The 24,026-nt window shown below is 71.3% G+C and carries 19 protein-coding genes; 11 read left to right on the plus strand and 8 right to left on the minus strand.

Annotated elements, in window-relative coordinates; genetic code table 11:
- Positions 1–75 precede the first annotated feature (75 nt).
- From ACH47Z_RS14035 to metG, 4 genes are all read left to right on the plus strand, one after another.
- Positions 76–969 carry a hypothetical protein gene (locus tag ACH47Z_RS14035; protein WP_399073492.1) on the plus strand — a complete coding sequence of 298 codons (894 nt, stop codon included), beginning with the start codon at positions 76–78 and terminating at the stop codon, positions 967–969.
- A gap of 26 nt (positions 970–995) precedes the next feature.
- Complete coding sequence (locus ACH47Z_RS14040; RefSeq protein ID WP_399073493.1) at positions 996–2,942, plus strand: FUSC family protein; 1,947 nt, start codon at positions 996–998, stop codon at positions 2,940–2,942.
- Positions 2,943–3,015: 73 nt separating this feature from the next.
- Positions 3,016–5,061: a VWA domain-containing protein gene (locus ACH47Z_RS14045; RefSeq protein WP_399073494.1), complete on the plus strand. Its 2,046-nt coding sequence runs from the start codon at positions 3,016–3,018 to the stop codon at positions 5,059–5,061.
- 144 nt (positions 5,062–5,205) lie between these two features.
- Complete coding sequence (metG, locus tag ACH47Z_RS14050; protein ID WP_399073495.1) at positions 5,206–6,918, plus strand: methionine--tRNA ligase; 1,713 nt, start codon at positions 5,206–5,208, stop codon at positions 6,916–6,918.
- Positions 6,919–6,987: 69 nt separating this feature from the next.
- Here metG and ACH47Z_RS14055 read toward each other — a convergent pair whose 3' ends face one another.
- Positions 6,988–8,331: a polysaccharide lyase family 1 protein gene (locus tag ACH47Z_RS14055; protein ID WP_399073496.1), complete on the minus strand. Its 1,344-nt coding sequence runs from the start codon at positions 8,329–8,331 to the stop codon at positions 6,988–6,990.
- Between the two features lie 118 nt (positions 8,332–8,449).
- Here ACH47Z_RS14055 and ACH47Z_RS14060 point away from each other — a divergent pair, with 118 nt between their 5' ends.
- Positions 8,450–9,139 carry a hypothetical protein gene (locus ACH47Z_RS14060; protein ID WP_399073497.1) on the plus strand — a complete coding sequence of 230 codons (690 nt, stop codon included), beginning with the start codon at positions 8,450–8,452 and terminating at the stop codon, positions 9,137–9,139.
- A gap of 70 nt (positions 9,140–9,209) precedes the next feature.
- On the opposite strand, the gene aspS is transcribed toward ACH47Z_RS14060, so the two are convergent.
- Positions 9,210–10,973 carry an aspartate--tRNA ligase gene (gene aspS, locus ACH47Z_RS14065; protein ID WP_399073498.1) on the minus strand — a complete coding sequence of 588 codons (1,764 nt, stop codon included), beginning with the start codon at positions 10,971–10,973 and terminating at the stop codon, positions 9,210–9,212.
- Between the two features lie 216 nt (positions 10,974–11,189).
- Between aspS and ACH47Z_RS14070 the strand changes: the two genes are divergently transcribed.
- A complete protein-coding gene (locus ACH47Z_RS14070) occupies positions 11,190–13,397 on the plus strand; it encodes a SpoIIE family protein phosphatase (RefSeq protein ID WP_399073499.1) in 2,208 nt (735 codons plus the stop codon).
- On the opposite strand, the gene ACH47Z_RS14075 is transcribed toward ACH47Z_RS14070, so the two are convergent.
- From ACH47Z_RS14075 to ACH47Z_RS14090, 4 genes are all read right to left on the minus strand, one after another.
- Complete coding sequence (locus ACH47Z_RS14075; protein WP_399073500.1) at positions 13,313–14,413, minus strand: AI-2E family transporter; 1,101 nt, start codon at positions 14,411–14,413, stop codon at positions 13,313–13,315. The genes ACH47Z_RS14070 and ACH47Z_RS14075 overlap by 85 nt on opposite strands.
- A gap of 92 nt (positions 14,414–14,505) precedes the next feature.
- Positions 14,506–15,483: a pirin family protein gene (locus tag ACH47Z_RS14080; RefSeq protein ID WP_399073501.1), complete on the minus strand. Its 978-nt coding sequence runs from the start codon at positions 15,481–15,483 to the stop codon at positions 14,506–14,508.
- Positions 15,484–15,589: 106 nt separating this feature from the next.
- Complete coding sequence (locus tag ACH47Z_RS14085; RefSeq protein ID WP_399073502.1) at positions 15,590–15,988, minus strand: hypothetical protein; 399 nt, start codon at positions 15,986–15,988, stop codon at positions 15,590–15,592.
- A gap of 40 nt (positions 15,989–16,028) precedes the next feature.
- Positions 16,029–16,514: an SseB family protein gene (locus tag ACH47Z_RS14090; RefSeq protein WP_399073503.1), complete on the minus strand. Its 486-nt coding sequence runs from the start codon at positions 16,512–16,514 to the stop codon at positions 16,029–16,031.
- A gap of 127 nt (positions 16,515–16,641) precedes the next feature.
- On the opposite strand from ACH47Z_RS14090, the gene ACH47Z_RS14095 reads away from it, so the two are divergent.
- The 4 genes from ACH47Z_RS14095 (at position 16,642) to ACH47Z_RS14110 (ending at position 20,683) form a co-directional block, all read left to right on the plus strand.
- Positions 16,642–17,019, plus strand: coding sequence for an alpha/beta fold hydrolase (locus ACH47Z_RS14095; protein ID WP_399073504.1), 378 nt, complete (start codon positions 16,642–16,644; stop codon positions 17,017–17,019).
- Positions 17,020–17,152: 133 nt separating this feature from the next.
- Positions 17,153–18,979, plus strand: coding sequence for an acyl-CoA dehydrogenase (locus tag ACH47Z_RS14100; protein ID WP_399073724.1), 1,827 nt, complete (start codon positions 17,153–17,155; stop codon positions 18,977–18,979).
- A gap of 84 nt (positions 18,980–19,063) precedes the next feature.
- Entirely contained in the window at positions 19,064–20,362 is a 1,299-nt protein-coding gene (locus tag ACH47Z_RS14105) for a M18 family aminopeptidase (protein ID WP_399073505.1), read from the plus strand.
- A 66-nt stretch (positions 20,363–20,428) separates the two neighbouring features.
- The gene (locus ACH47Z_RS14110; protein ID WP_399073506.1) at positions 20,429–20,683 is read left to right on the plus strand and encodes a DUF6458 family protein; all 255 of its coding nucleotides are present in this window, start codon (positions 20,429–20,431) and stop codon (positions 20,681–20,683) included.
- Positions 20,684–20,696: 13 nt separating this feature from the next.
- Here ACH47Z_RS14110 and ACH47Z_RS14115 read toward each other — a convergent pair whose 3' ends face one another.
- Entirely contained in the window at positions 20,697–22,517 is a 1,821-nt protein-coding gene (locus ACH47Z_RS14115) for an NHL domain-containing thioredoxin family protein (protein ID WP_399073507.1), read from the minus strand.
- Positions 22,518–22,596: 79 nt separating this feature from the next.
- Complete coding sequence (locus tag ACH47Z_RS14120; RefSeq protein WP_399073508.1) at positions 22,597–22,983, minus strand: cupin domain-containing protein; 387 nt, start codon at positions 22,981–22,983, stop codon at positions 22,597–22,599.
- Between the two features lie 52 nt (positions 22,984–23,035).
- On the opposite strand from ACH47Z_RS14120, the gene ACH47Z_RS14125 reads away from it, so the two are divergent.
- Positions 23,036–24,004: a GlxA family transcriptional regulator gene (locus tag ACH47Z_RS14125; protein WP_399073509.1), complete on the plus strand. Its 969-nt coding sequence runs from the start codon at positions 23,036–23,038 to the stop codon at positions 24,002–24,004.
- The last annotated feature ends 22 nt before the right edge of the window (positions 24,005–24,026 follow it).

Raw genomic sequence — 24,026 nt, forward strand, 5'->3', positions numbered from 1 at the left:
CCGTTCGGGTGAACCCTCCACCGGAGAGGCCGAACCCGGCTCGCGCCGGCTCCGGGAGAACCGTTGTCTGAAAAGGTGCCCCCACGTCTCAGGAGCGCCCTGTCGGCCGCACTGATCGCCCTGTCCTGCCTCCTCGTGCCGTTCGGCGCGCTGGCGGCCTGGGCGGCGTACGGGCTCGTGGACACGGGCCGGTACGTCACCACGATGGCTCCGCTCGCCACCGACCCGGACGTACGGGACGCCGTCGTGGCCACCGTCGGCGACGGCATCATGCGCGCGGTGGACCAGCACCTGGACGTCCGCCCGGCTGGGGATACCCCCTCTGGGGGTGGTTCCATGCGCCCGTTCGTGCACGACGCGGTGCGCTCCTTCACCCAGACCGAGGCCTTCCGGCTGGCCTGGGACACCGGCAACCGGGTCACCCACGACGCGGTGCTGCGGGCCCTGCGCGACGAGCAGGACGTGACGTCCGGGCAGCCCGTCACCGTCGACCTCGCCTCCGTCACGGACACGGTCAAGCGCCGGCTCGCCGAGGACCACGTACCGCTGGCCGCGCGCATCCCGGTGGCGCACACCCCGGTCGCCGTGCTCCCGGGCGACGAACTGGCCGCCTTCCGCAAGGGATTCCATGTGCTGGAGGTCGCCGGCTTCTGGCTCCCGGTGGCGGCGGTGACCTTCGCCGCGACGGGCATCGCCCTGGCCGTCCACCGCCGCCGCGCCATCACCGCGACGGCCCTGGGCACGGCCCTGGGCGGCGCCCTGCTGGCCGTCGCCCTGCTGGTGGGCCGCGCCCTGACCCTCGCCGACCTCCCGGCCGACGTCCCCCACCCCGCCGCGGCCGCGGTCTACGACGCCCTCACCGCCACCCTGCGCTGGACGGCCTGGCTCCTCTTCGCCCTGGGCCTGACGGCGGCCCTGACGACCTGGCTGACCCGCAACGTACGCAGGCGGCGGACGCCGAAGGTATAGCCGGAACGGCACCGGATAATGGGCGCATGCCCAGAGAGTTCCCCATCGGCCTCACCCCTCCCGACTGGCTGGTGCGGACCCTCCAAGCCCAGCAGGCCCCCGTCAACGGGCCCGCCATGGCCCGCGCCGCGATCGCCCTGGCCCTGCCCCTGGCGACCGGCCTCGCGGCCGGTCACCCGGCCTACGGCGCCCTCGCCTCCATGGGCGCCCTGTCCGGCGTCATCAGCGACACCGCCGACGCGTACCGCATGCGCATCCTCAACATCGCCGTACCGCAGCTCTTCGGCGCGGTGGGCGTCACGCTGGGCACGCTGGTGTACGGCCACGGCTGGTACGCCGTAGCGGCCGTCACCGGCGTGGCCCTGGTCTCCGGCATGATCTCGACGATCGGCGCGGTGGCCTCGGTCTCCGGCCTGCTCCTGCTCCTGAACTGCGTGGTGGGCGCGGGCCTCCCGCTGCCCCGCCCCTGGTGGCTGGCCCCGGCCCTGCTCAGCGGCGGCGGCCTCCTCGTCCTCCTCCTCGCCCTCCTCGCCTGGCCGTTGCGCTCGGGCGTCCCGGAACGCGCGGCGGTGGCGGCGACGTACCGCACGGTCGCCGCACTCCTCAGCGTCTCGGGCACGGACCGCACGGAGGAGTTCGAGGAGGCCCGCCGCGACGTCACCCAGTCCCTGAACCAGTCGTACGACCTGATCCTGGCCCGGCGCGCCCGCCACCACGGCCGCAGCCCCGAACTCACCCGCCTGCTCGCCCAGTTGAACGCCATCACGCCCGTGCTGGAGGCGGCCCCCGCGACCCACTGGGCGGGCCGTCCCCTCCCCGGAGAGATCCCGGAAGCGATCCGCCACCTGGCCCGCGCGGTGGAGACGGGCGCCGCCCCGACAGCCCTGTCCCTCCCCCTCCCGGAGACGGAGACGGCCCGGGCGCTGGACCACGCCCTGCGCCACACGGCCGAGGTGGTGGCATCGCCGGACGTCGACCCGAGGGGAATCGACGACCGCCTGGGCCGGCCGGCCGCCCTGGGCATCCGCACGGCACGAGCGGCCCGCAACGTCGTGCTGTCCGCCAACTCCTGGCGCTACGGCCTGCGCCTGGCGGTCTGCATCGGCATCGCCCAGGCCCTGGTCTCCCTGATCCCGGTCCCGCGTTCGTACTGGGTGGCCCTGACGATCACCTTCGTCCTGAAGCCCGACTTCGGCTCGGTCTTCTCCCGCGCCCTGCTGCGCGCGCTGGGCACGGTGGCGGGGCTGGTGATCGCGGCGGTGGTCCTGCGGGAGGTCCCGCTGGGCTGGTGGGACGTCCCGGCGATGCTGCTCCTGGCCCCCCTGATCCCGGCCCTCACTCCCCGGGGCTACGGCTACCAGACGGCGGCGATCACCCCGGCGATCCTCCTCCTGTCGGACATCCTGAACCACCAGGGCACGGCCCTGCTGCTCCCCCGCCTGACGGACTCCCTCCTGGGCTGCGCGATCGCGCTGACGGCGGGCTATCTCCTCTGGCCGGAGAGCTGGCGCACGCGCGTCGGCGACCGCCTGGCGGACGCGGTGGCGGACACGGCCCAGTACGTGGAGGCGGCGTTCACCACCGGTCCGGCCACGGACCCCGCGGCCAGGGCCCGCATGCGCCGCCGTCTGTACCGCGACCTGTCGGTGATCCGTACGGAGTTCCAGCGGGCCCTGACCGAACCGCCGCCGACCGGCCGACGCGCCGCCGCCTGGTGGCCGCTGGTGGTCGCGGTGGAACGCATCGTGGACGCGACGACGGCCGCCCGGGTCCGGGTGAAGCACGGAGCGCCGGCCCCGTCGCCGGCCGAGGTCACCCAGATCAGCCTGCAGTTGCGGGAGCTGTCGGACGGGGTGCGCGACGCGGAAACGTTGACCCCGGTTCGCACGGATCTCACCGGCCCGGCAGGCAGCGTTCTCGAACCTCTTCGCCAGGAGGTCGCCGCGGCCCGGTCGATCGCTTCCCCCCACTGATCCCTTCGCTAACCTTACGTGTCCGTCCTGGCCAGGGATCTACGGGCATCAACTCACGCGAAGGGTTGCGCACATGGGCATTCTCACTCTCCTGCGGAACGCATTCGGCCGCTCACGCAAGGAACGAGCCGCCGAGGCAGAGGGTGCGCTCGCCCCCGAAACCCCGTCTCCCGAGCCGGCCCCCACAGTCCCCGAGCCCCGCCGCGAGGCCCATGACCTGGTGGCAGCGGCCTTCGACAACGTCCAGGTCCCCCACCCGGCCGAACCGGAACCCGGGGAGCCGGCCGAGGCGAAGACCGAGGCCGAGGAGAAGGCCGAGCCGGAGGCCCGGACCGACGCCGAGAAGAAGGCTGAGGCTGAGGAGCCGGGGGCCGAGGGCGGGGAGGGGGCCGAGGCCGAGGAGCCCGTCGCGGCGAAGACCGAGGACAGCACCGAGCCCGAGCCCGAGAAGACGGCAGCCCCGGAGGTCGAGGCGGAGGCTGAGGAGAAGGCCGAGGAGAAGGCCGAGGCCGAGGAGCTCATCGCGGCGAAGACCGGGGCCAACACCGAGCCCGCCGAGGCAGCGGCCGAGGACAGCGCCGAACCCGAGGCCGAGGAGACGGCGGAGCCGGAGATCCAGGCCGAGGCTGAGGAGGCAGCGCCGGAGGTCCGGGCGGAGGCCGAGGTCGAGGTCGAGGCTGAGGAGGCAGCGCCGGAGGTCCGGGCGGAGGCCGAGGTCGAGGTCGAGGTCGAGGCTGAGGAGGCAGCGCCGGAGGTCCGGGCGGAGGCCGAGGCGGAGGCCGAGGCGGAGGCGGAGGCCGAGGCGGAGGCGGAGGCCAAGGTCGAGGTCGAGGCCAAGGTCGAGGTCGAGGTCGAGGTCGAGCCGGAGGTTCAGGCCGAGGTCGAGGCGGAGGTCGGGAACGAGGAGCCGCAGGCCGGGGACAGCGCCGAGCAGGAGGCGGAGGAGACGGCCGAGCCCACGGCCAACGACACCACCCCGGCTGCGGAAGCAGAGCCCGAGCAGGCCGAGGCGGACACCCCGGAGCCGACCGAGGGCGTGGCGGCAGAGCCGGCGGCAGCCGCCGAGCCCGAGCCGAACACGGCGGAGGCCACCGAGCCGACGGCCGACACCACCACCCCGGAGCCGGAAGCAGAGCCCACGGCGGACTCCACCGAGCCGGAGCCCGAGCCTCAGGCCGAGTCCGAGCCGGTGTCGGAACCGGAACAGGTCGCGACGGAGGCAGCCGAACAAACCACGGAAGCGGAGCCCACAACCGACGAGGCAGCCGAGCCGGCCGAAGAGGCTGCTGCACTCACCGAGGAAGCCCCCGCGCCGGCCGAAGAAGCTGCGGCACCCGCCGAAGAAGCCCCGATCGCCCCGCAAGCCGCCGACGGCGAGGACGCCCCACAGGGGCCACCCGCACCCGCCGACGAAACCGCCACGGGTGGTGCGGGTGGGAACGCAACCGCCGAAGCGCCGCAGGCCGAGGCACCCGCCGAACTGACCCCCGCCCTGGCCACCGCCCACACCGCCGCCACGGCCACCCTCACCAAGACCGACCTCACCGGCACCCGAGCGAAGCTCTACCTCGTGCTGGACCGCTCCGCGAGCATGCGCCCGTACTACAAGGACGGATCGGCCCAGGCCCTCGCCGACCAGTCCCTCGCCCTCGCCGCCCACCTGGACCCCGAGAAGACCACGGTCCACGTCGTCTTCTTCTCGACGGAGGTCGACGGCACCACCGACCTCACCCTCACCCCGGACCACGAGACGAAGATCGACGACGTCCACGCCGGCCTCGGCCGCATGGGCCGTACCAGCTACCACGCCGCCGTAGAGGCCGTACTCGCCCACTACGACGAGAACAGCACCCCCGGTACTCCCGCCCTCGTCGTGTTCCAGACCGACGGCGCCCCCGACGCCAAGACCCCCGCCACCCAGGCCCTCACCGAGGCCGCCAGGACCCACCCCGCCGTCTTCTTCTCCTTCGTCGCCTTCGGAGAGCACGACAACAAGGCCTTCGACTACCTCCGCAAGCTGAAGGCCCCCAACACGTCCTTCTTCCACGCGGGCCCCGCTCCCCGCGAACTGACGGACACGGAACTCTACGAAGGCGTACTGGCCGCCTGGCGGCCGTAACCGACCGTAACCACCCCGCACTCACCGGGCCGCCCCTTCCCACCCTGCAAAACGGGAAGCGGGCGGCCCACCCCTGTCGGCTACGATTTCAAGGTTCGAAACCGCAGAAAAAGCAGCAACCGCAGCGACCTGGGAGCAGCCACGATGGCTCGACACCTCATCACCAGCGCCCTTCCGTACATCAACGGGATCAAGCACCTGGGCAACATGGTGGGGTCCATGCTCCCGGCGGACGTGTACTCCCGGTACCTCCGCCAGCGCGGCCACGACGTCCTCTACATCTGCGCCACGGACGAGCACGGCACCCCCGCCGAGCTGGCCGCCAAGGAGCAGGGCCTGCCGGTCGCCGAGTTCTGCGCGCAGGCCCACGACGCGCAGAAGGCGGTCTACGACGGCTTCGCGCTGGCCTTCGACTACTTCGGCCGGAGCTCGAGCCCCGAGAACCGCGAGATCACCCAGCACTTCGCCCGCAGGCTGCACGAGAACGGCTTCATCGAGGAGCGGGCGATCCGCCAGGTGTACAGCCCCGCCGACGGCCGCTTCCTCCCGGACCGCTACGTCGAGGGCACCTGCCCCCACTGCGGTTACGACAAGGCCCGCGGCGACCAGTGCGAGAACTGCACCCGCGTCCTGGACCCGACCGACCTGATCAACCCGCGCTCGGCGATCTCCGGCTCCACGGACCTCGAGGTCCGCGAGACCAAGCACCTCTTCCTCCTCCAGTCCAAGCTGGAGAACGAGGTCCGCGAGTGGGTCGCCCGGCACGACAAGGACTGGCCGCAGCTGGCCTCCTCCATCGCCCACAAGTGGCTGACCGAGGGCCTGCACGACCGCGCGATCACCCGTGACCTGGACTGGGGCGTCCCGGTCCCGGCCGACACCTGGCCGGAGCTGGCCGCCGAGGGCAAGGTCTTCTACGTCTGGTTCGACGCCCCGATCGAGTACATCGGCGCGACGAAGGAATGGTCCGACCAGGACCCGGAGAACCGCGACTGGAAGTCGTGGTGGTACGAGGCGAACGACGTCCGGTACACCGAGTTCATGGCCAAGGACAACGTCCCCTTCCACACGGTGATGTTCCCGGCCACGGAGCTCGGCATCCGCGAGCCCTGGAAGATGGTCGACTACGTCAAGGCCTTCAACTGGCTGACGTACTACGGCGGCAAGTTCTCCACCTCGCAGAAGCGCGGCGTCTTCACCGACCAGGCCCTGGACATCCTCCCGGCGGACTACTGGCGCTACTTCCTCATCGCCAACGCCCCCGAGTCCGACGACTCCTCCTTCACCTGGGAGCACTTCACCGCCACGGTCAACAAGGACCTCGCCGACACGCTCGGCAACTTCGTCAACCGCGTGCTGTCCTTCTCCAGGAAGCGGTTCGGCGACGAGGTCCCGGCCGGCGGCACCCCCGGCGAGCCGGAGGCGAAGCTGGGCGAGGAGATCGCCCGCCTGCTCGCCGAGTACGAGCAGCAGATGGAGGCGCTCCAGTTCCGCAAGGCGGCCGCCGCCCTGCGCGCCCTGTGGTCGGCCGGCAACTCCTACCTGGAGGAGAAGGCCCCCTGGCTGGAGATCAAGACCGACAAGGACGCGGCCGCCCTGACGCTGCGTACGGCGATGAACCTGATCCATCTGTACGCGGTGGTCTCCGAGCCGCTGATCCCGGCCACGGCCAAGGCGATGCGCGAGGCCTTCTCGCTCACGGAAGACACCGCCACCTGGGTCACCGCGGACGAGGCGAAGTCCCTGGCCTTCGTCCCGGCCGGCACCGCCTTCACGGTCCCGCCGGTCCTGTTCGCCAAGCTGACGGACGAGGACCTGGCGGCGTACAAGGAGCGCTTCGGCGGCGACGAGGGCTGACCTCCGTAGCCGAGAGGGCGCCGAGCTTCAGCACTCGGCGCCCTTTCGTATGCCTGCTGTCAAGGGGGCTTACTTCAGCACCCCGGCCCCGGTCGTCGTGGCCAGCTCCGCCGGCAGGTTCTTCACGGACGACTCCAGGCCCGCCGTGAGCGTCGGCGTCCAGTTCACGGTCGTCTTGATCTTCTTGGAGTTCGCGGCGTTGTACACGGCGACGAGGTCGGTCGCCGTGCCGTTGACGAGGTTGCCGCTGCCCGCGATCGACCCGGTGCCGTCGCCGCTGAGCAGCTGGGCGACCTTGCCGCCGCTCGGCACCTTCCAGACGTTGTTCTGGGCCACGACCTGGGCCTTGGCGCGGGAGTTGATGCTGTAGAGCGGGGCGTACCCGTCGACGGTCGTCGTGTCGTACAGGTTGTCGTAGACGTGGATCTGACCGATCCGGGCGAGCGGGGCGCGCTGGACGATGCCCTTCCACACGTTGTGGTGGATGGAGACGCGCAGCTTACCGGTGCTGTCCTTGTCGCTGCTGCCGATCAGCATCGTCTTGTCGTGGTCGGTGAACTGGTTGTGCTCGACGGTGACCAGGTCAGAGCCGTTGGTGATGTCGAGGTCGCCGTCGTGGACCTGGTACTGGCGGCCGTAGTAGTGGGGCGTGGCGCTGTCGAAGTGCGGCGCGTCGGTGAACGTGTTGTGGTCCGCCCAGACATGGGTCGCGCCGCGCAGGGTGACCGTGTCGTACTGCGAGTTCCAGTTGCCCTTGTCGCCGTCCGTCGGGTCCCACTGCGGGAAGCAGTCCTCGGTGGCGGAGAAGGTCAGGTTGCGGATGATGACGTTGTCGACGCCCTTCACCGTGAGGTCGCCGCCGGTGATGCCGGCCTTCGTGCCGGGCACGCCCACGATGGTGGTGTTGGCCGGGACCTTGAGGACGACGTTCTTCGCCTGGTTCTGCTGGGCGGCGGCGCGGGCCTTCTCCTGGGTGCCGGAGGGCAGCTTGGAGCGGCCGTAGGTGGCGGGGGCGTAGGCCTTGAGGTAGGCCGAGAGCGAGTAGCCCGTCCCCTTCGCGTAGTCGGCGCAGGTCAGCTTCTTGCCGCTGTCGTCGGTGTTGGCGTCGATCGTGCCCTTGACCTTGATGATCCGGGGCGTGGTGTCGGAGGCCGAGCCGAGCGCCTTCACCAGCTGGGCGCGGGTGGAGACGGTGAAGGTGTGCGCGGAGTCGGCCTTCGCGCCGCCGGTGGTCCCGGTACCGGAGGCCGCCCAGCCGTCCTTGGCGGCGAGCGTCTGGTGGTACAGGTCGGCGGCGGTCGCGTTGGCGTTCATCACGAACACCCCGGCGCCGACGCCCGCGGCCACGACGGCGGCGGACACGGCGAGGGTGCGCCGCTTGCGGAGGGACCGGCGGTGGGAGGCAGCTGCCACGGGGAGTCCTTAAAGGGTTGCTGAACGTGCCTTACGACTCGTCAGTGGCCGCCGCGCCGGGAAGAGTTGCCGCCCGTGGAGCAGATTTCCTGGCGGAGTCTGGCAGAGTAACGATCTCGTGAGCCTCCCCGAACCCCACCACCGGCTGCTCGCCGACCTCGTCACCGCGGGCGGCCCGTACGGGCTCGTCCTCGCCGGCGGCTACGCCCTCGAGGCGCACGGCCTGGTACGCCGGCCTCACGCGAACCTCGACTTCGCCACGGAGAGCGCCGAGGGCATGGGGGTGATCGCCGGTGCCGTGGCCGCCGTACTGGAGGCGCGGGGCCGGCAGGTGCGCGTGGACACCGTCAGCGTGCTCACCGCGCAGCTGACGGTCACCGACCCGGAGAGCGGCGAGCGGTGCGCGCTCGCGCTGCACAAGGAGGCGTTCTGGCAGCCGCCGGGCCTCACCGACTACGGCCCCACGCTGTCCCTGGAGGACGCCGTCGGTACGAAGATCCGCGCCCTGTACGACCGTGGCGCGGCCGTCGACCTGATCGACGCGCGGGCCGCCGCCGCGCACTTCTCCCTGCCCGGCCTGGAGGAACTGGGCCGCCGGCACGCCCACGACCCCTTCGACCTGCCCACCCTCCAGTCCCGGCTGACCGGCACGGACTTCTACGCCGACCGCGACTTCCTGCGCCACGGCCTGACCGAGGACGAGGTCCTCGCCCTGCGCGCCTGGGCCCAGCACTGGTCCGACGACATCGCCGAACGCCTCTTGGAGGAGGGCGCGTCCCCCGACGAGGAGTCCCCCGACGAGGACTGACGAGGACCACGGAGACGGCTGAGGCCCGGAGCCCCTTCTCGGGGGTCCGGGCCTCAGCCACACACACGGGTTACTTCGGCTGCGGCTTCCTGATGTTCAGGTGCAGCTCGCGCAGGCGGGTCTCGTCCAGCTCGGTCGGGGCGCCCATCATCAGGTCCTGGGCGTTGCCGTTGAGCGGGAAGGAGATCGTCTCGCGGATGTTGGGCTCGTCCGCGAGGAGCATGACGATGCGGTCCACGCCGGGGGCGATGCCGCCGTGCGGCGGGGCGCCGAAGCGGAACGCGCGAAGCATGCCCGCGAACTTCTCCTCGACGGTCTCGCGGTCGTAACCGGCGATCTCGAAGGCCTTGAGCATGATGTCCGGCTCGTGGTTCCGGATCGCGCCGGAGGACAGCTCGACACCGTTGCAGACGATGTCGTACTGCCAGCCCAGGATGTCCAGCGGGTCCTGGGTCTCCAGGGCCTCCAGACCGCCCTGCGGCATGGAGAAGGGGTTATGCGAGAAGTCGATCGCGCCGGTCTCCTCGTCCTTCTCGTACATCGGGAAGTCGACGATCCAGCAGAACCGGAAGACGCCCTCCTCGAAGTGCCCGGCACGCTTGGCGGCCTCGACCCGCACCGCGCCCATGATCTTCGAGACCTCGTCGAACTCGCCCGCGCCGAAGAACACCGCGTGACCGGGGGCCAGCGAGAGGCGCTTGGTCAGCTCGGCGACGTTCTCCTCGGTGAGGAACTTCGCGATCGGGCCGGACAGCGCGCCGTCCTCGCCGACACGGACCCAGGCCAGGCCCTTGGCGCCGAGCGAGATCGCGAACTCGCCGAGCTGGTCGAAGAACTTGCGCGGCTGGTCCTGGACCGCCGGCACCGCCAGCGCGCGCACGTGCTTGCCGGCGAACGCCTTGAACTCCGAGCCCTCGAAGACGTCGGTGATGTCGACCAGCTCGAGCTTGGCGCGCAGGTCCGGCTTGTCGGAGCCGTACTTCAGCATCGCCTCGCGGAACGGGATGCGGGGGAAGGGGGAGGTGACGTGGCGGCCGCCGCCGAACTCCTCGAACAGCTCGGTCATGAGCTTCTCGATCGGCTGGAAGACGTCCTCCTGCTCGACGAAGCTCATCTCGACGTCGAGCTGGTAGAACTCGCCCGGCGAGCGGTCGGCGCGGGCGTCCTCGTCGCGGAAGCAGGGCGCGATCTGGAAGTAGCGGTCGAAGCCGGAGATCATCAGCAGCTGCTTGAACTGCTGCGGGGCCTGCGGCAGCGCGTAGAACTTGCCGGGGTGGACGCGCGAGGGGACCACGTAGTCGCGGGCGCCCTCGGGAGAGGTGGCGGACAGGATCGGCGTCGCCATCTCGTTGAAGCCCATCGCCGCCATCTTCTGCCGCATCGCGGAGATCACGGCCGTACGCAGCATGATGTTGCGGTGCATGCGCTCGCGGCGCAGGTCCAGGAAGCGGTACTCCAGGCGCCGCTCCTCGTTGACCCCGTCCTCGGCGTTGATCGTGAAGGGCAGCGGGGCGGCCGCGCCGAGCAGCTCGACCGCCTCGACCTCGACCTCGACCTCACCGGTGGGCAGGTCGGGGTTCACGTTCTCGGTTCCACGTGAAACAACGCGGCCGTCGACGCGGACCACGGACTCCTTGGAGATCTTGTCCAGGGCCTCGTACGCGGGCGTGCCGGGACGGGCGACCAGCTGCGTGATGCCGTAGTGGTCGCGCAGATCGATGAAGAGGATGCCGCCCAGGTCGCGCCGATTGTGCAGCCAGCCACTCAGCCGGACGTCGGTGCCGACGTCAGAGGAGCGGAGCTGGCCGCAGGTGTGGGACCTGTACCGATGCATCGTCGTTCTTCCAGTCTTTGCGAATCGGGTGTCGCCCGGCGGATACGGCCTAGGCCACCCCAAGGGTACCGGGCACCCCAAGATCGGCTCCCCACCATTACCGCCCGCCCGCGCGGCACAGGGCCCCGGCTCTCGGCGAGTCCTCCAAGAGCGGCCCTCGCCAATCGGGTCTTCTTACAGTGGCACCTATCCGGAAGATCTTCTTAAAGTGGGGCAATGCGCACAGGCGAGCCCCTACCGTCCCTCGAGGACGTCCTCGCCGCCCTCGCGACCGGGCTGTGGCACTGGGACACGGCCGCCGGTCTGGTCACCGTCGACGCGGAGGCGGCGCGGCTGCTCGGGCTGCCCGCGGAACCGGTCACCCTCACGGAGGCCCAGGCCCGGGCCCGGCTGCACCCGGTCGACTGGAACGAGATCACCGGGGTGGTCCCGCTGGCGGTCGCCGAGGGCACGCTCGCCGAGGTGCGCATCCGGGTCATGGACGAGCAGGGGAACATCCTGCGGGTCGTCCGCAGCCGGTCGAAGCCGTCGTACGACCCCGAGCGGCAGGCGTACGAGCTGATCGGCACCCTCCAGGAGGTCACCGAGCCCGCCCCGGGCACCCCGGCCGGGCGCAGCGCGGTCACCGGGGACTGGCGGCGTTCACGGGAGGCGTTCCTGCTGGACGCGGGCCGGGCGCTGGCGGAGGCCCGGTCGACGGCGGAGGTGCTGCGCGTGGCGGGCGGCCTGTCGATGCCGGGCTTCTCCCCGGACGGGCTCGTGGTCTTCGGCGCCGAGGGCGACCAGCTGACGATCACCGGCCAGCACGGGCACGAACCCGCCGACATGAACCCCTTCTCGAACATGCCGCTGACCACCGACTACCCGGCCGCCGAGGTCGCCCGCACCGGACGCGCCGTCTACCTCTCCTCCCCGGAGGAGTACAAGGAGCGCTACCCGGTCACCTGGCCGCTCGCCCGGCCGTTCGGCCGCCGGTCCTGGGCCTTCCTGCCGCTGACGGTCGCCGGGCGCACGATGGGCGCCTGGATGGCCGGTTTCACCTATCCGGTGGCGTTCACCCCGGACGAGCGCGCGGTTCTCACCACGGTCGCCCGGATGCTCGCCCAGGCCCTGTCCCGGGCCGGTGCCGCCGAGGAGGAGCGGGAGCTGACGGAGGGCCTGCAGCGCTCCATGCTGCCCTCGCTCGGCCCCGAGATCCCGGGCCTGCGGGTGGCCGCCCGCTACATCCCGACCGGCGGCGGACTCCAGGTCGGCGGCGACTGGTACGACATGATCCCGCTGCCCTCCGGCCGCTACGCCCTGGTCGTCGGGGACGTCCAGGGCCACGACGTACGGGCCGCCGGGCTGATGGGCCAGCTGCGCATCGCCCTGCGCGCCTACGCCTCCGAGGGCCACCGCCCGGACGCCGTCCTCTCCCGCGCCTCCCGCTTCCTGCACGGCATCACGCACGACGCCCAGGACGACGACACCCCCGACCAGCCGGCCGACCTGCGCTTCGCGACCTGCGTGTACGCGGAGGTCTGCCCGGCGACCGGGATGCTGGAGATCGCCCGCGCCGGGCATCCGGACCCGGCGATCCGGATGGCCGACGGCACGGTGATGGTGCGGCCGACGGCGGGCGGGCTGCCGCTGGGCATCGACCCGGACGCCGACTATCCGACGACCCGGTTCGCCCTCGAACCCGGCGAGACGGTGGTGCTGTGCACCGACGGCCTGATCGAGACCGGCGGGCACGACATGGAGAGCGGCTGGCACCGGCTGCGCGCGATCCTGAAGGAGCACGACGACAACCACGCGGAGGACCAGGGAGGCGACCCCGACCTGGAGTCGCTGGCGGACGCGCTGGTGCAGGGCGTGCACGGGCCGTCCTCGCACCACACCACCGGCCCGCTGGCCGACCGCCGCGAGGACGACATCGCGCTGGTGCTGCTGAACCGGCCGCAGGAGGGCACCGTACGGCCCGCGGTCCGGCGCACCCTGCTGTCGGTGGCCCAGGACGAGCCGGACCGGATCGCCGAAGCCCGCCGGCACCTGCGCGAACTGCTCCACGACTGGGCCTCGCCCGAGCAGGTCGACGCGGCGGTGCTGCTGGTCTCGGAGATGGTCACCAACGTCCTCGTCCACACCGACACCGACGCCCTGCTGCTGGCCGAGGTCACCGGCGAGCCGGGCGCACGCCGGCTCCGGGTCGAGGTCACCGACGCCGGCGACGACCTCCCCCACCGCCGCCGCCCCGGCGAACTCGCCTCCTCCGGCCGCGGCCTGATGCTGATCGAACTACTCGCCGACGCCTGGGGAGTGGACCCGCGGGGCGAGGGCAAGAGCATCTGGTTCGCGCTCTATGAATCGGGAGGTGCGTCGGAGGAGGAGCCGGGGGACGCGTCGGGGGACGAGTCGCAGGGGGCTGGGGAGGGGGTCGCGTAACGCGTTCGTACCTCCTGGACGACCCCGAAGGCGGCGGCGGTCAGCGGTACGGCGAGCAGCATGCCGAGGATCCCCGCGACGGACGCCCCAGCGGTGATGGCGAGCATGACGACCGCCGGATGCATCTGCACGGTCCGGCTCTGGATGACCGGCTGGAGCACATGCCCCTCCAGCACCTGCACGGCGAGCACGACCCCGAGCGCCCACAGCGCGATGACGAAGCCGCGGTCGGCGAGGGCGACCAGGACGGCCACGGCACCCGAGAGGAAGGCGCCGAGGTAGGGGATGTAGGCGCCGACGAAGACCAGTGCGCCGAGCCCGATCGCGCCGGGCACCTGGAGGATCAGCAGACCGACGGTGATGCAGAGGGCGTCGATGAGCGCGATCACCGTGGTCCCCCGCATGAACCCCTCCACCGCCTCGAACGCCCGCCGGGCGACGGCCTCCAGCGTGTCGGCGCTGCCGCCGGGCGCGAGGGCCCGGAGCGTCTCGACGGCCCGGTGGGAGTCGCGCAGGAAGAAGAAGACGAGCAGCAGGGCGAGTACGGCCATGGCGACGCTCTCGGCGGCCACACTGACCCCGCTGATCACATTGGACGCGGCCGTCCCGCCGAACCTGCTCAGCAGCTGACGCGAGTTGGCGGCGAGATTGTCGAGCCCGGTCCCGGCGGCCCCGAAGTGCTGGGAGACCCCCTTGGCGGCATGGCGCAGCGAGGCGATGATCTGGTCCCCGGTGTCGATGAGCGCGGCGACGACGATGTACACGGCACCGCCGACGACGGCCAGGACGGCGACACAGGTCAGCCCGGCCGCGATGGACGGCTGCACCCGCGCCCGCACCAGCTGCCGGTACAACGGCCCGAGCAACGCGGTCCCGAGCAACGCGAGCAGCACCGGCGTGACGGCCGTACGAAACTCCTCGCACAACCGCACCCCGACCCACACCACGCCCGCGACGAGCAACAGCACGACACACCAGGCGGCGATCCGGCGAACGGCCTCGGGCAACAGCTGCACGCGTCCAGCGGATCATGACCGCCGACGGGTGTCCTGCCGTACGGGGCTGGGCGGGTGAGGCCCGCCCAGCCCCGTGGCCCGGTGGTCCGGCGTCAGCCCTGCGGGCCGCTCTCGGTCATCCCGTGCACCGCGGGAATGGTCCCCAGCCGGCCCTTCTGGAAGTCCTCGAAGGCCTGCTGGAGTTCCTCGCGGGTGTTCATGACGAACGGGCCGTAGTGGGCCATGGGCTCACGGATCGGCTGTCCGCCGAGGAGGACGACCTCCAGGTCCGGGGTGTGGCCGTCCTGCTTCTCGTCCGCGCGGACGGTGAGCGAGGACCCGGCACCGAACACCGCGGTCTGGCCGAGGTGGATCGGCCGGCGGTCCGTACCGACGCTGCCGCGCCCCGCGAGGACGTAGGCCAGGCCGTTGAAGTCCGCACGCCAGGGCAGGGTGATCTCCGCGCCCGGAGCGAGGGTCGCGTGGATCATCGTGATCGGCGTGTGCGTGATGCCGGGGCCCTGGTGACCGTCCAGCTCACCCGCGATGACCCGCAGCAGCGCACCGCCGTCGGGGGAGGTGAGCAGCTGCACCTGTCCACCGCGGATGTCCTGGTACCGCGGGGCCATCATCTTGTCCTTGGCGGGCAGGTTCACCCACAGCTGCAGGCCGTGGAAGAGACCTCCGGACATGACGAGGGACTCCGGCGGCGCCTCGATGTGCAGCAGACCCGAGCCCGCCGTCATCCACTGGGTGTCACCGTTGGTGATGGTGCCGCCGCCACCGTTGCTGTCCTGGTGGTCGAAGGTGCCGTCGATGATGTACGTGACGGTCTCGAAGCCACGGTGCGGGTGCCAGGGGGTGCCCTTGGGCTCGCCCGGCGCGTACTCCACCTCGCCCATCTGGTCCATCATGATGAACGGGTCGAGGTGACGGTAGTTGATCCCGGCGAACGCCCGGCGCACCGGGAATCCCTCACCCTCGAAACCGCTCGGCGCGGTCGTCACGGCCAGCACGGGGCGTGCCACGGCGTCGGCCGGCGCGGTCACGCGGGGCAGCGTCAACGGGTTCTCGACGGTCACTGCAGGCATGGTCGGTACCTCCTTGTGTGCCCACTTTAGTTGAGCGTTGAACTTTCTGCCACCCCCAACAGAGAGAGCCCGGAGGGAATTCCCTCCGGGCTCCGGGCGCCGGACGTCAGCCGAAGGCGAAGAGCACGGCGAACACGGCCGCCCCCGCTCCGCCCACCAGAACCGGAATCCCGAACACCAGCAGCAGCACGACACCGAAGACGAGCAGCCCGGACACGTGGCGCCGCACGAGGGCGTCCTCGACGCTCTCCACGTACGACGACTCCAGCCGCCCCTCCGCCACGACCCCCCGCGTGCGCAGTACCCACACCGCGCGCAGCGACCGCCGGCCGCCCAGCGCGGCCATGCCACCACAGGCGAGGAGGGCGGGGGCGCAGAACCGGACCACGACGGCCACCACACCTCCGGCGACCCCCAGCACGCAGGCCGCCGACGCGAAGAGGCCGCCGCCGGCCCACCACATCCGGCGCCTGCGCACCGCGGGCGAGGCGTCGGTCGACGTCACGCGGGCACCGTAGGTCGAACCGCCGGCCGGAAGGGAGGGTTCAGCCGCCGTACATCCGGCGCATCGCGAAGTCGACCATCTGCTCGACCGCCTTCGCGTCGAACACCATCCGGTGCTCGCCCTCCATGTCCAGGACGAAGCCGTAGCCGGTCGGCAGCAGGTCGATCACCTCGGCGCCGGTGATCACGAAGTACTTGGACTCCTTGCCCGCGTACCGGCGCAGCTCCTTCAGCGAGGTGAACATCGGGATCACCGGCTGCTGGGTGTTGTGCAGGGCGAGGAAGCCGGGGGTGTCGCCGCGCGGGCAGTACACCTTCGACGTGGCGAAGATCTGCTGGAAGTCCTCGGCGGCCATCTGCCCGGTGGTGAAGGCCCGCACCGCGTCCGCGAGCGAGGGCGGGGACGGCTCCGGGTAGAGCGGCGGCTGCTGCCCGTACCCGCCGACACCGCCCGGCATCTGCTGCTGCGGCGGGGCGTACTGCTGCTGAGCGGCGCCCCCGTCCATGGGCTGGCCGTATCCGTACATGAGCGACAGCGTACCGAGGGGAAGCCGGACAAGGGCGCCCGGGAGAATTTATGTAGCGACCGCTAGAGAATACTGCTACGGTTTTCTTTATCGACCGATACAGATAGCGCGCACTCGGGAGTACGTCATGCCCGGCACCGGCACCGCTTCCCACCCCACCCTGCTCCTCGCCCACGGCGCGGACGGCTCCCTCTCGGCCGACTACGGCACGACGAGAGATCACTTGGCGGCCCGGTTCACCCTGATCGGCGCCAACCACCCGAACTCGGACACCACTCCACGCGCGACCGCCGCGCTCCACCTCGACCAGCCGGCCGACCAGTTGACGGCGGCGGCCGACGCGGCCGGGATACGGCGGTTCGCCCTCTCGGGATGTTCGCTGGGCGGCACGGTGGCGATCCGGCCGGCCGCGCAGCATCCGGAGCAGGTGACCTCCCTGATACCGACCGCACCCTTCGCCCGGAGACCGGAGCTGGCGAGCCGGGACCGAGTGGAGACCGAGTAGACCCTTCTCACACTTGAACGGGTAGGGGTTGCGCCTTATTACCGGCGGGTAGCATCATCGTAGCTACTTGTTGGTATGTGAATTAGGTTGCGAGGAGTCAGTGCCTCGCCGATCCCTCTACGGAGCCGTGGCCATGGGGCACTACAAGTCGAATCTCCGCGACATCGAGTTCAACCTCTTCGAAGTACTGGGGCGCGACAAGGTGTACGGCACCGGCCCGTTCGAGGAGATGGACGTCGACACCGCCAAGAGCGTCCTGGAGGAGCTGACCCGCCTCTCCGAGAACGAGCTGGCCGAGTCCTTCGCCGACGCCGACCGCAACCCGCCGGTCTTCGACCCCGAGACCAACACCGCGCCCGTCCCGGCGTCCTTCAAGAAGAGCTACCAGGCCTTCATGGACTCCGAGTACTGGCGGCTCGGCCTGCCCGAGGAGATCGGCGGCACCACCTCGCCGCGCTCCCTGATCTGGGCCTACGCCGAGCTGATCCTGGGCGCCAACCCGGCCGTGTGGATGTACTCCTCGGGCCCGGCGTTCGCCGGCATCCTCTTCGAGGAGGGCAACGAGGTCCAGAAGCACATCGCCTCGATCGCCGTGGAGAAGCAGTGGGGCTCCACCATGGTGCTCACCGAGCCCGACGCGGGCTCCGACGTGGGCGCCGGCCGCACGAAGGCGGTCCAGCAGGAGGACGGCTCCTGGCACATCGAGGGCGTGAAGCGCTTCATCACCTCCGGTGAGCACGACATGTCGGAGAACATCCTCCACTACGTCCTCGCCCGCCCCGAGGGCGCCGGCCCCGGCACCAAGGGCCTGTCCCTCTTCCTCGTCCCGAAGTACGAGTTCGACTTCGAGACCGGCGAGCTGGGCGAGCGCAACGGCGTCTACGCCACCAACGTCGAGCACAAGATGGGCCTGAAGGCCTCCAACACCTGCGAGATGACCTTCGGCGACCAGCACCCCGCCAAGGGCTGGCTCATCGGTGACAAGCACGAGGGCATCCGCCAGATGTTCCGCATCATCGAGTTCGCCCGCATGATGGTCGGCACGAAGGCGATCTCCACGCTGTCCACGGGCTACCTGAACGCGCTGGAGTACGCCAAGGAGCGCGTCCAGGGTCCCGACCTCGCGCAGTTCATGGACAAGTCCGCGCCCAAGGTCACCATCACCCACCACCCGGACGTGCGCCGCTCGCTGATGACGCAGAAGGCGTACGCGGAGGGCATGCGCGCCCTGGTGCTGTACACCGCCTCGGTCCAGGACGCCATCCAGCTCAAGGAGGCGGCCGGCGAGGACGCCTCCGCCGAGCACGCGCTCAACGACCTGCTGCTGCCCATCGTCAAGGGCTACGGCTCCGAGAAGGGCTACGAGCAGCTGGCCCAGTCGCTGCAGACCTTCGGCGGCTCCGGCTTCCTGCAGGAGTACCCGATCGAGCAGTACATCCGGGACTCCAAGATCGACACCCTGTACGAGGGCACCACGGCGATCCAGGGCCAGGACTTCTTCTTCCGGAAGATCGTCCGCAACCAGGGCGCCGCGCTGAACGCCCTCGCCGAGGACATCAAGAAGTTCCTGGCGCTCGGCACCGGCGGCGAGGAGCTGGCCGGCGCCCGTGAGCACCTGGCCAAGGCGGCCGTGGAGCTGGAGGCGATCGTCGGTGTGATGCTGACCGACCTCGCGGCCACCGAGCAGGACACCAAGAACATCTACAAGGTGGGCCTGAACACCACCCGCCTGCTGCTGGCCTCCGGTGACGTCGTCGTCGGCTACCTGCTGCTCAAGGGCGCCGCGGTCGCCGCCGAGAAGCTGGCCACGGCCTCGGCGAAGGACCAGGCGTTCTACACCGGCAAGATCGCCGCGGCGAAGTTCTTCGCGGCGAACGTGCTGCCGGGCGTCACCCTGGCCCGCAAGGTCGCCGGAAACGTCGAGCTGGACCTGATGGAGCTGGACGAGGCCGCGTTCTAGTCCGTCTTACGAGCCGCCGATCCGGTCCCACGGGCTCGCTCCCTTTTCGGGGAGCGAGCCCGTGCACGTCGTTAAGGTGAATCCATGAGCGCACCAGCCCGCTTCGACCGCGGCCACACCGACGACCTGATGTCCTTCCTGGCGGCCGGACCGTCGCCGTACCACGCGGTGGCCACCACCGCGGAGCGGCTGGAGAAGGCGGGCTTCCGGCAGGTCGCGGAGACGGACGCCTGGGACGGGACGAGCGGCGGCAAGTACGTGCTGCGCGGCGGCGCGATCGTCGCCTGGTACGTCCCCGAGGGCGCCGAACCGCACACCCCCTTCCACATCATCGGCGCGCACACCGACTCCCCCAACCTGCGGGTCAAGCCGCGGCCGGACAGCGGGGCCCACGGCTGGCGCCAGGTCGCCGTGGAGATCTACGGCGGCCCGCTGATGAACTCCTGGCTGGACCGGGACCTGGGCCTGGCCGGCCGGCTGACCCTGCGCGACGGTTCCTCGGTCCTGGTGAACGTGGACCGCCCGCTGCTGCGCGTCCCCCAGCTGGCGATCCACCTGGACCGCTCGGTCTCCTCGGAGGGCCTGAAACTCGACAAGCAGCGCCACCTCCAGCCGGTGTGGGGCCTCGGCAACGACGTGACGGAGGGCGACCTGATCGCCTTCCTGGAGCAGGAGGCGGGGCTCGCGGCCGGCTCGGTGGCGGGCTGGGACCTGATGGTGCATCCGGTGGAGCCGCCGACCTACCTCGGCCGGGACCGGGAGCTGGTCGCCGGGCCCCGCATGGACAACCTGCTGTCGGTGCACGCCGGCACGGCCGCCCTGGCCGCCGTCGCGACCTCCGGCGCCCCGCTCACCCGCATCCCCGTGCTGGCCGCGTTCGACCACGAGGAGAACGGCTCCCAGTCGGACACCGGCGCCGACGGCCCGCTGCTCGGCTCCGTCCTGGAGCGCTCGGTCTTCGCACGCGGCGGCTCCTACGAGGACCGGGCCCGCGCCTTCGCCGCCACGGTCTGCCTGTCCTCCGACACGGGCCACGCCGTCCACCCCAACTACGCCGAGCGCCACGACCCCACCCATCACCCCCGGGTCAACGGCGGCCCCATCCTCAAGGTCAACGTCAACAACCGCTATGCGACGGACGGTTCGGGCCGGGCGATCTTCACGGCGGCCTGCGAGAAGGCGAACGTCCCCTTCCAGTCCTTCGTCTCCAACAACTCCATGCCGTGCGGCACCACGATCGGCCCCATCACCGCGGCCCGGCACGGCATCCGCACGGTCGACATCGGCGTCGCGATCCTCTCGATGCACAGCGCCCGCGAACTGTGCGGAGCCGACGACCCGTTCCTACTGGCGAACGCCCTCACGGCCTTCCTGGAGGGCTAGTTCGCGAACCGCGGGGTACCCGGCCGGCACCGGAGATTCCGGAACCGGAAAGGGAGGCGAATTCCCATGGGGCTCGGCGGATGCATCATCCTCCTCGCTGCGGGGGCCATCCTGACGTTCGCGACCGACTGGCACATGAAGGGCGTCAACCTCCCGGTCGTCGGGCTGATCCTGATGGCCGTGGGACTGATCGGCGTCGTGACGTTCACGGGGATCGCGCGTCGTCGGCGGGTCGTGGTCCCGCCGACGACACCGATGGTGGAGGAGGAACCCCGCCGCCACCACCATGTCGGCGGCTACCACGACGGCTACGGCGTCTGACGGCAACGCCCGGCTACTGCTCGTCCATCCCGGCCAGGACGAGCGGCAGCCGCTCCGCCCCGCCCGCTATGAGCCGGACCGGAACACCCCAGTCCTGCTGATGGACATGGCAGGCGGGGTACTCGTTGGCCACATCGTCGTCGCAGCTCGCCGCCATCGCCGAGACGTGCAACACCCCTTCCGGCACGGCGGGGTTCAGCTCCAGCTCACGCCCGAGGTCCGTGTCCGCGCCCTCTCCCTTGAGCAGCAGCTCGGGCGGGGTCGAGGAGACCAGCAGACGGGTGGACGGACCGTACCGCGTGTCCAGCTTCTGGCCCGCGGGGGCCTGGAAGATGACGTCCAGGCGGAGGCGGCCGGGAGCCACCTCGGTCGCCGCGCGCTGGGTGCGGTGGGCGACCGACTCCACCCGCACCGCCTCCTCCGGCAGCCGCAGCCGGGTCAGCCGGTGCCGGGCCGACTCCACGACCACGATGTCCTCGCCGACGAGCACGGCGTCACTGGGCTCACGCAGATCGGTGGCGAGCGTGGTGACCTCACCGGTCGCGGGGTCGTAGCGGCGCAGGGCGTGGTTGTAGGTGTCGGCGACCGCGACCGAGCCGTCCGGCAGGGCGGTGACCCCCAGCGGGTGCTGGAACAGGGCCTGCCCGGCGGCGCCGTCCCGGTGGCCGAAGTCGAACAGGCCGGTGCCGACGGCGGTGTGGACATGTCCGTCCGGGTCCACCCAGCGCAGCGCCGAGGTCTCGGAGTCGGCCAGCCACAGCCGCTCGGCGGTGGCCGCGAGGCCGGAGGGCTGGGCGAACCAGGCCTCGGCGCCGGGGCCGTCCACCAGGCCCTCGTTGGTGGTGCCCGCCGCCACGGCTACGGTCCGCGCGGCCGGGTCGTACGTCCACAGCTGGTGCACACCGGCCATGGCGATCCACACCTTGCCGCCGAAGACCGCTACGTCCCACGGGGAGGACAGGTCCACCTCGCGGGCCGGACCGGAGGTGGCCGACCCCTGCCACCACTGCCGGCCGGTGCCGGCCAGGGTGGTCACCGTGCCCGTGGCGAGGTCGAGGCGGCGCAGGGCGTGGTTGACGGTGTCGGCCACGACCACCGAGCCGTCGTCGAGGAGGGCGAGGCCCTGCGGCTCGTTGAAGGACGCCTCCTCGGGGCCGCCGTCCGTGAAGCCGCGCACGCCGGAGCCGATGCGCCGTACGACGGTCTCGGCGTCCTCGGCCAGCTCCACCAGCTGGTGCCGGGTGGTGTCGCTGACCAGCACATGCCCCGCCGGCAGCAGCAGCGCCTTGCCCGGGAAGCGCAGGGTCGTCGGCTCCGGCTCCGGCGGCACGTACGGTCCGTCGCCGCGGCGCAGGGTGCCCTTCGCCTCGTGCTCGGCCTCCAGCTCCTCGACCAGCCGCTCGATCGCGTGCGCGTGCCCCTCGCCCGCGTGCTGGGCGACGACGTACCCCTCCGGGTCGATGACGACCAGCGTCGGCCACGCACGCACCGCGTACTGCTTCCAGGTGGCCAGCTCCGGGTCGTCCAGCACCGGGTGCTCCACGCCGTAGCGCTCGACCGCGTCCACGACCGCCTGATGCTCCGCCTCGTGCACGAACTTCGGCGAGTGCACCCCGGTGATCACCACCGTGTCCCGGTGCTTCTCCTCCAGCTCGCGCAGCTCGTCCAGCACGTGCAGGCAGTTGATGCAGCAGAAGGTCCAAAAATCCAAGATCAATATGCGACCTCGGAAATCGGCGAGCTTCAGATCCTTGCCGCCCGTGTTCAGCCAGCCGCCCTTGCCGATCAGCTCGGGGGCGCGGACACGGGCTCGGCGGGGTGCGGAGTCGGTCATGCCCCCAAGACTGCCACCCGGCTCCGACACCCGCTGAAGCGCCTGTGGATAACTCCGCCCGGCTCCTTCCGGTGGTGGGTCAGATCAGGGCGTGGCCGGTGGTGACGTCCACGTGATCGGGCACCTCCTCGTGCCGGTCGCCGACCGAGAGGGTGCCGGTGGGCTCGAAGAGGAGGACTTCGGCGCGCCGGGGCGCGGACGGCTTGTGATAGACGCCGCGCGGGACGGTGAACACCGATCCCTTGGTCAGGACGACCGTGCGCTCACCGGCCGGCTCGCGCAGGCCGATGTGCACCTCGCCGTCGAGAACCAGGAAGAACTCGTCGGTGTCCTCGTGCACATGCCACACGTGCTCGCCCTCGAACTTGGCGAGACGGACGTCGTAGTCGTTGACGGCGGCGACGATGCGGGGGCTCCAGCACTCGTCGAAGGAGGCGAGGGCCTTGTCCAGGGAGATGGGTTCCATGGGTTCAATCGTCGGGGGCGACGAGGCGGCCGGCGAGTGCTAGGAATAGCACATGCCGCAAGGATCCTCTCACCGTGTCGTGCTGCTGGTCGACGAGAACTCCAACCCCTTCGAGATGAGCTGCGCCATCGAGATCTTCGGGCTGCCCCGGCCCGAACTGGGCCGGGAGCTGTACGACTTCCAGCTCTGCGCGGCCGGTCCGCGGACCCGGATGCGGGACGGTTTCTTCACGCTCAGCGGGGTCGCCGGACTGGAGGCCGCCGAGGACGCCGACACGCTGATCGTGCCGAACCGGCCCGACACCGAGGTCCCGCGCGCGGAGCGTGTGCTGGATGTCGTACGCCGGGCACACGCGCGTGGCGCCCGGCTCGTCGGGTTCTGCTCCGGCGCGTTCACGATCGCGGAAGCCGGGCTGCTGGACGGGCGCCGGGCGGCCTGCCACTGGATGTGGGAACAGGGCTTCCGCGAACGCTTCCCGAAGGTACGGCTGGAGCCGGACGTGCTCTTCGTGGACGACGGCGACATCCTCACCGCCTCCGGCAGCGCCTCGGCGCTCGACCTGGGCCTGCACATCGTGCGCCGGGACCACGGCGCGGAGATCGCCAACCACGTCTCCCGGCGCCTCGTCTTCGCCGCCCACCGGGACGGCGGCCAGCGGCAGTTCGTCGAGCGCCCGCTGCCCCACGTGCCCGACGAGTCGCTCGGCCCGCTGCTCGCCTGGGCGCAGGAACGGCTGGACGCGCCGCTGACCGTGGCCGGCCTCGCCGCCCGCGCGGCCGTCAGCCCCGCCACACTGCACCGCCGCTTCCGCGCCCAGCTGGGCACGACCCCGCTGGCCTGGCTCACCGGAGAGCGGGTGGCGCTGGCCTGCCGGCTGATCGAGCGGGGCGAGGAGCGCCTGGACGTCGTCGCGGCCCGCAGCGGCCTGGGCACGGCGGCCAATCTGCGGGACCGGCTGCGCCGGGAGACAGGGCTGAGCCCGTCGGCGTACCGCAGGCGCTTCGGCCCGGCGGGCCGGTGACGGCCGATGGACGGTCACGACC

It is taken from the genome of Streptomyces sp. NPDC020192 (assembly GCF_044388685.1).
GTDB lineage: Bacteria > Actinomycetota > Actinomycetes > Streptomycetales > Streptomycetaceae > Streptomyces.

What these genes read in the sequence shown, in the direction of transcription:
- ACH47Z_RS14040 (WP_399073493.1), top strand. Translation starts at nt 996, where the DNA reads ATGCCCAGAGAGTTCCCCATCGGCCTCACCCCTCCCGACTGGCTGGTG.
- ACH47Z_RS14045 (WP_399073494.1), top strand. Translation starts at nt 3,016, where the DNA reads ATGGGCATTCTCACTCTCCTGCGGAACGCATTCGGCCGCTCACGCAAG.
- metG (WP_399073495.1), top strand. Translation starts at nt 5,206, where the DNA reads ATGGCTCGACACCTCATCACCAGCGCCCTTCCGTACATCAACGGGATC.
- aspS (WP_399073498.1), bottom strand. Translation starts at nt 10,973, where the DNA reads ATGCATCGGTACAGGTCCCACACCTGCGGCCAGCTCCGCTCCTCTGAC.
- ACH47Z_RS14070 (WP_399073499.1), top strand. Translation starts at nt 11,190, where the DNA reads ATGCGCACAGGCGAGCCCCTACCGTCCCTCGAGGACGTCCTCGCCGCC.
- ACH47Z_RS14080 (WP_399073501.1), bottom strand. Translation starts at nt 15,483, where the DNA reads ATGCCTGCAGTGACCGTCGAGAACCCGTTGACGCTGCCCCGCGTGACC.
- ACH47Z_RS14090 (WP_399073503.1), bottom strand. Translation starts at nt 16,514, where the DNA reads ATGTACGGATACGGCCAGCCCATGGACGGGGGCGCCGCTCAGCAGCAG.
- ACH47Z_RS14095 (WP_399073504.1), top strand. Translation starts at nt 16,642, where the DNA reads ATGCCCGGCACCGGCACCGCTTCCCACCCCACCCTGCTCCTCGCCCAC.
- ACH47Z_RS14100 (WP_399073724.1), top strand. Translation starts at nt 17,153, where the DNA reads ATGGGGCACTACAAGTCGAATCTCCGCGACATCGAGTTCAACCTCTTC.
- ACH47Z_RS14105 (WP_399073505.1), top strand. Translation starts at nt 19,064, where the DNA reads ATGAGCGCACCAGCCCGCTTCGACCGCGGCCACACCGACGACCTGATG.
- ACH47Z_RS14110 (WP_399073506.1), top strand. Translation starts at nt 20,429, where the DNA reads ATGGGGCTCGGCGGATGCATCATCCTCCTCGCTGCGGGGGCCATCCTG.
- ACH47Z_RS14115 (WP_399073507.1), bottom strand. Translation starts at nt 22,517, where the DNA reads ATGACCGACTCCGCACCCCGCCGAGCCCGTGTCCGCGCCCCCGAGCTG.
- ACH47Z_RS14120 (WP_399073508.1), bottom strand. Translation starts at nt 22,983, where the DNA reads ATGGAACCCATCTCCCTGGACAAGGCCCTCGCCTCCTTCGACGAGTGC.
- ACH47Z_RS14125 (WP_399073509.1), top strand. Translation starts at nt 23,036, where the DNA reads ATGCCGCAAGGATCCTCTCACCGTGTCGTGCTGCTGGTCGACGAGAAC.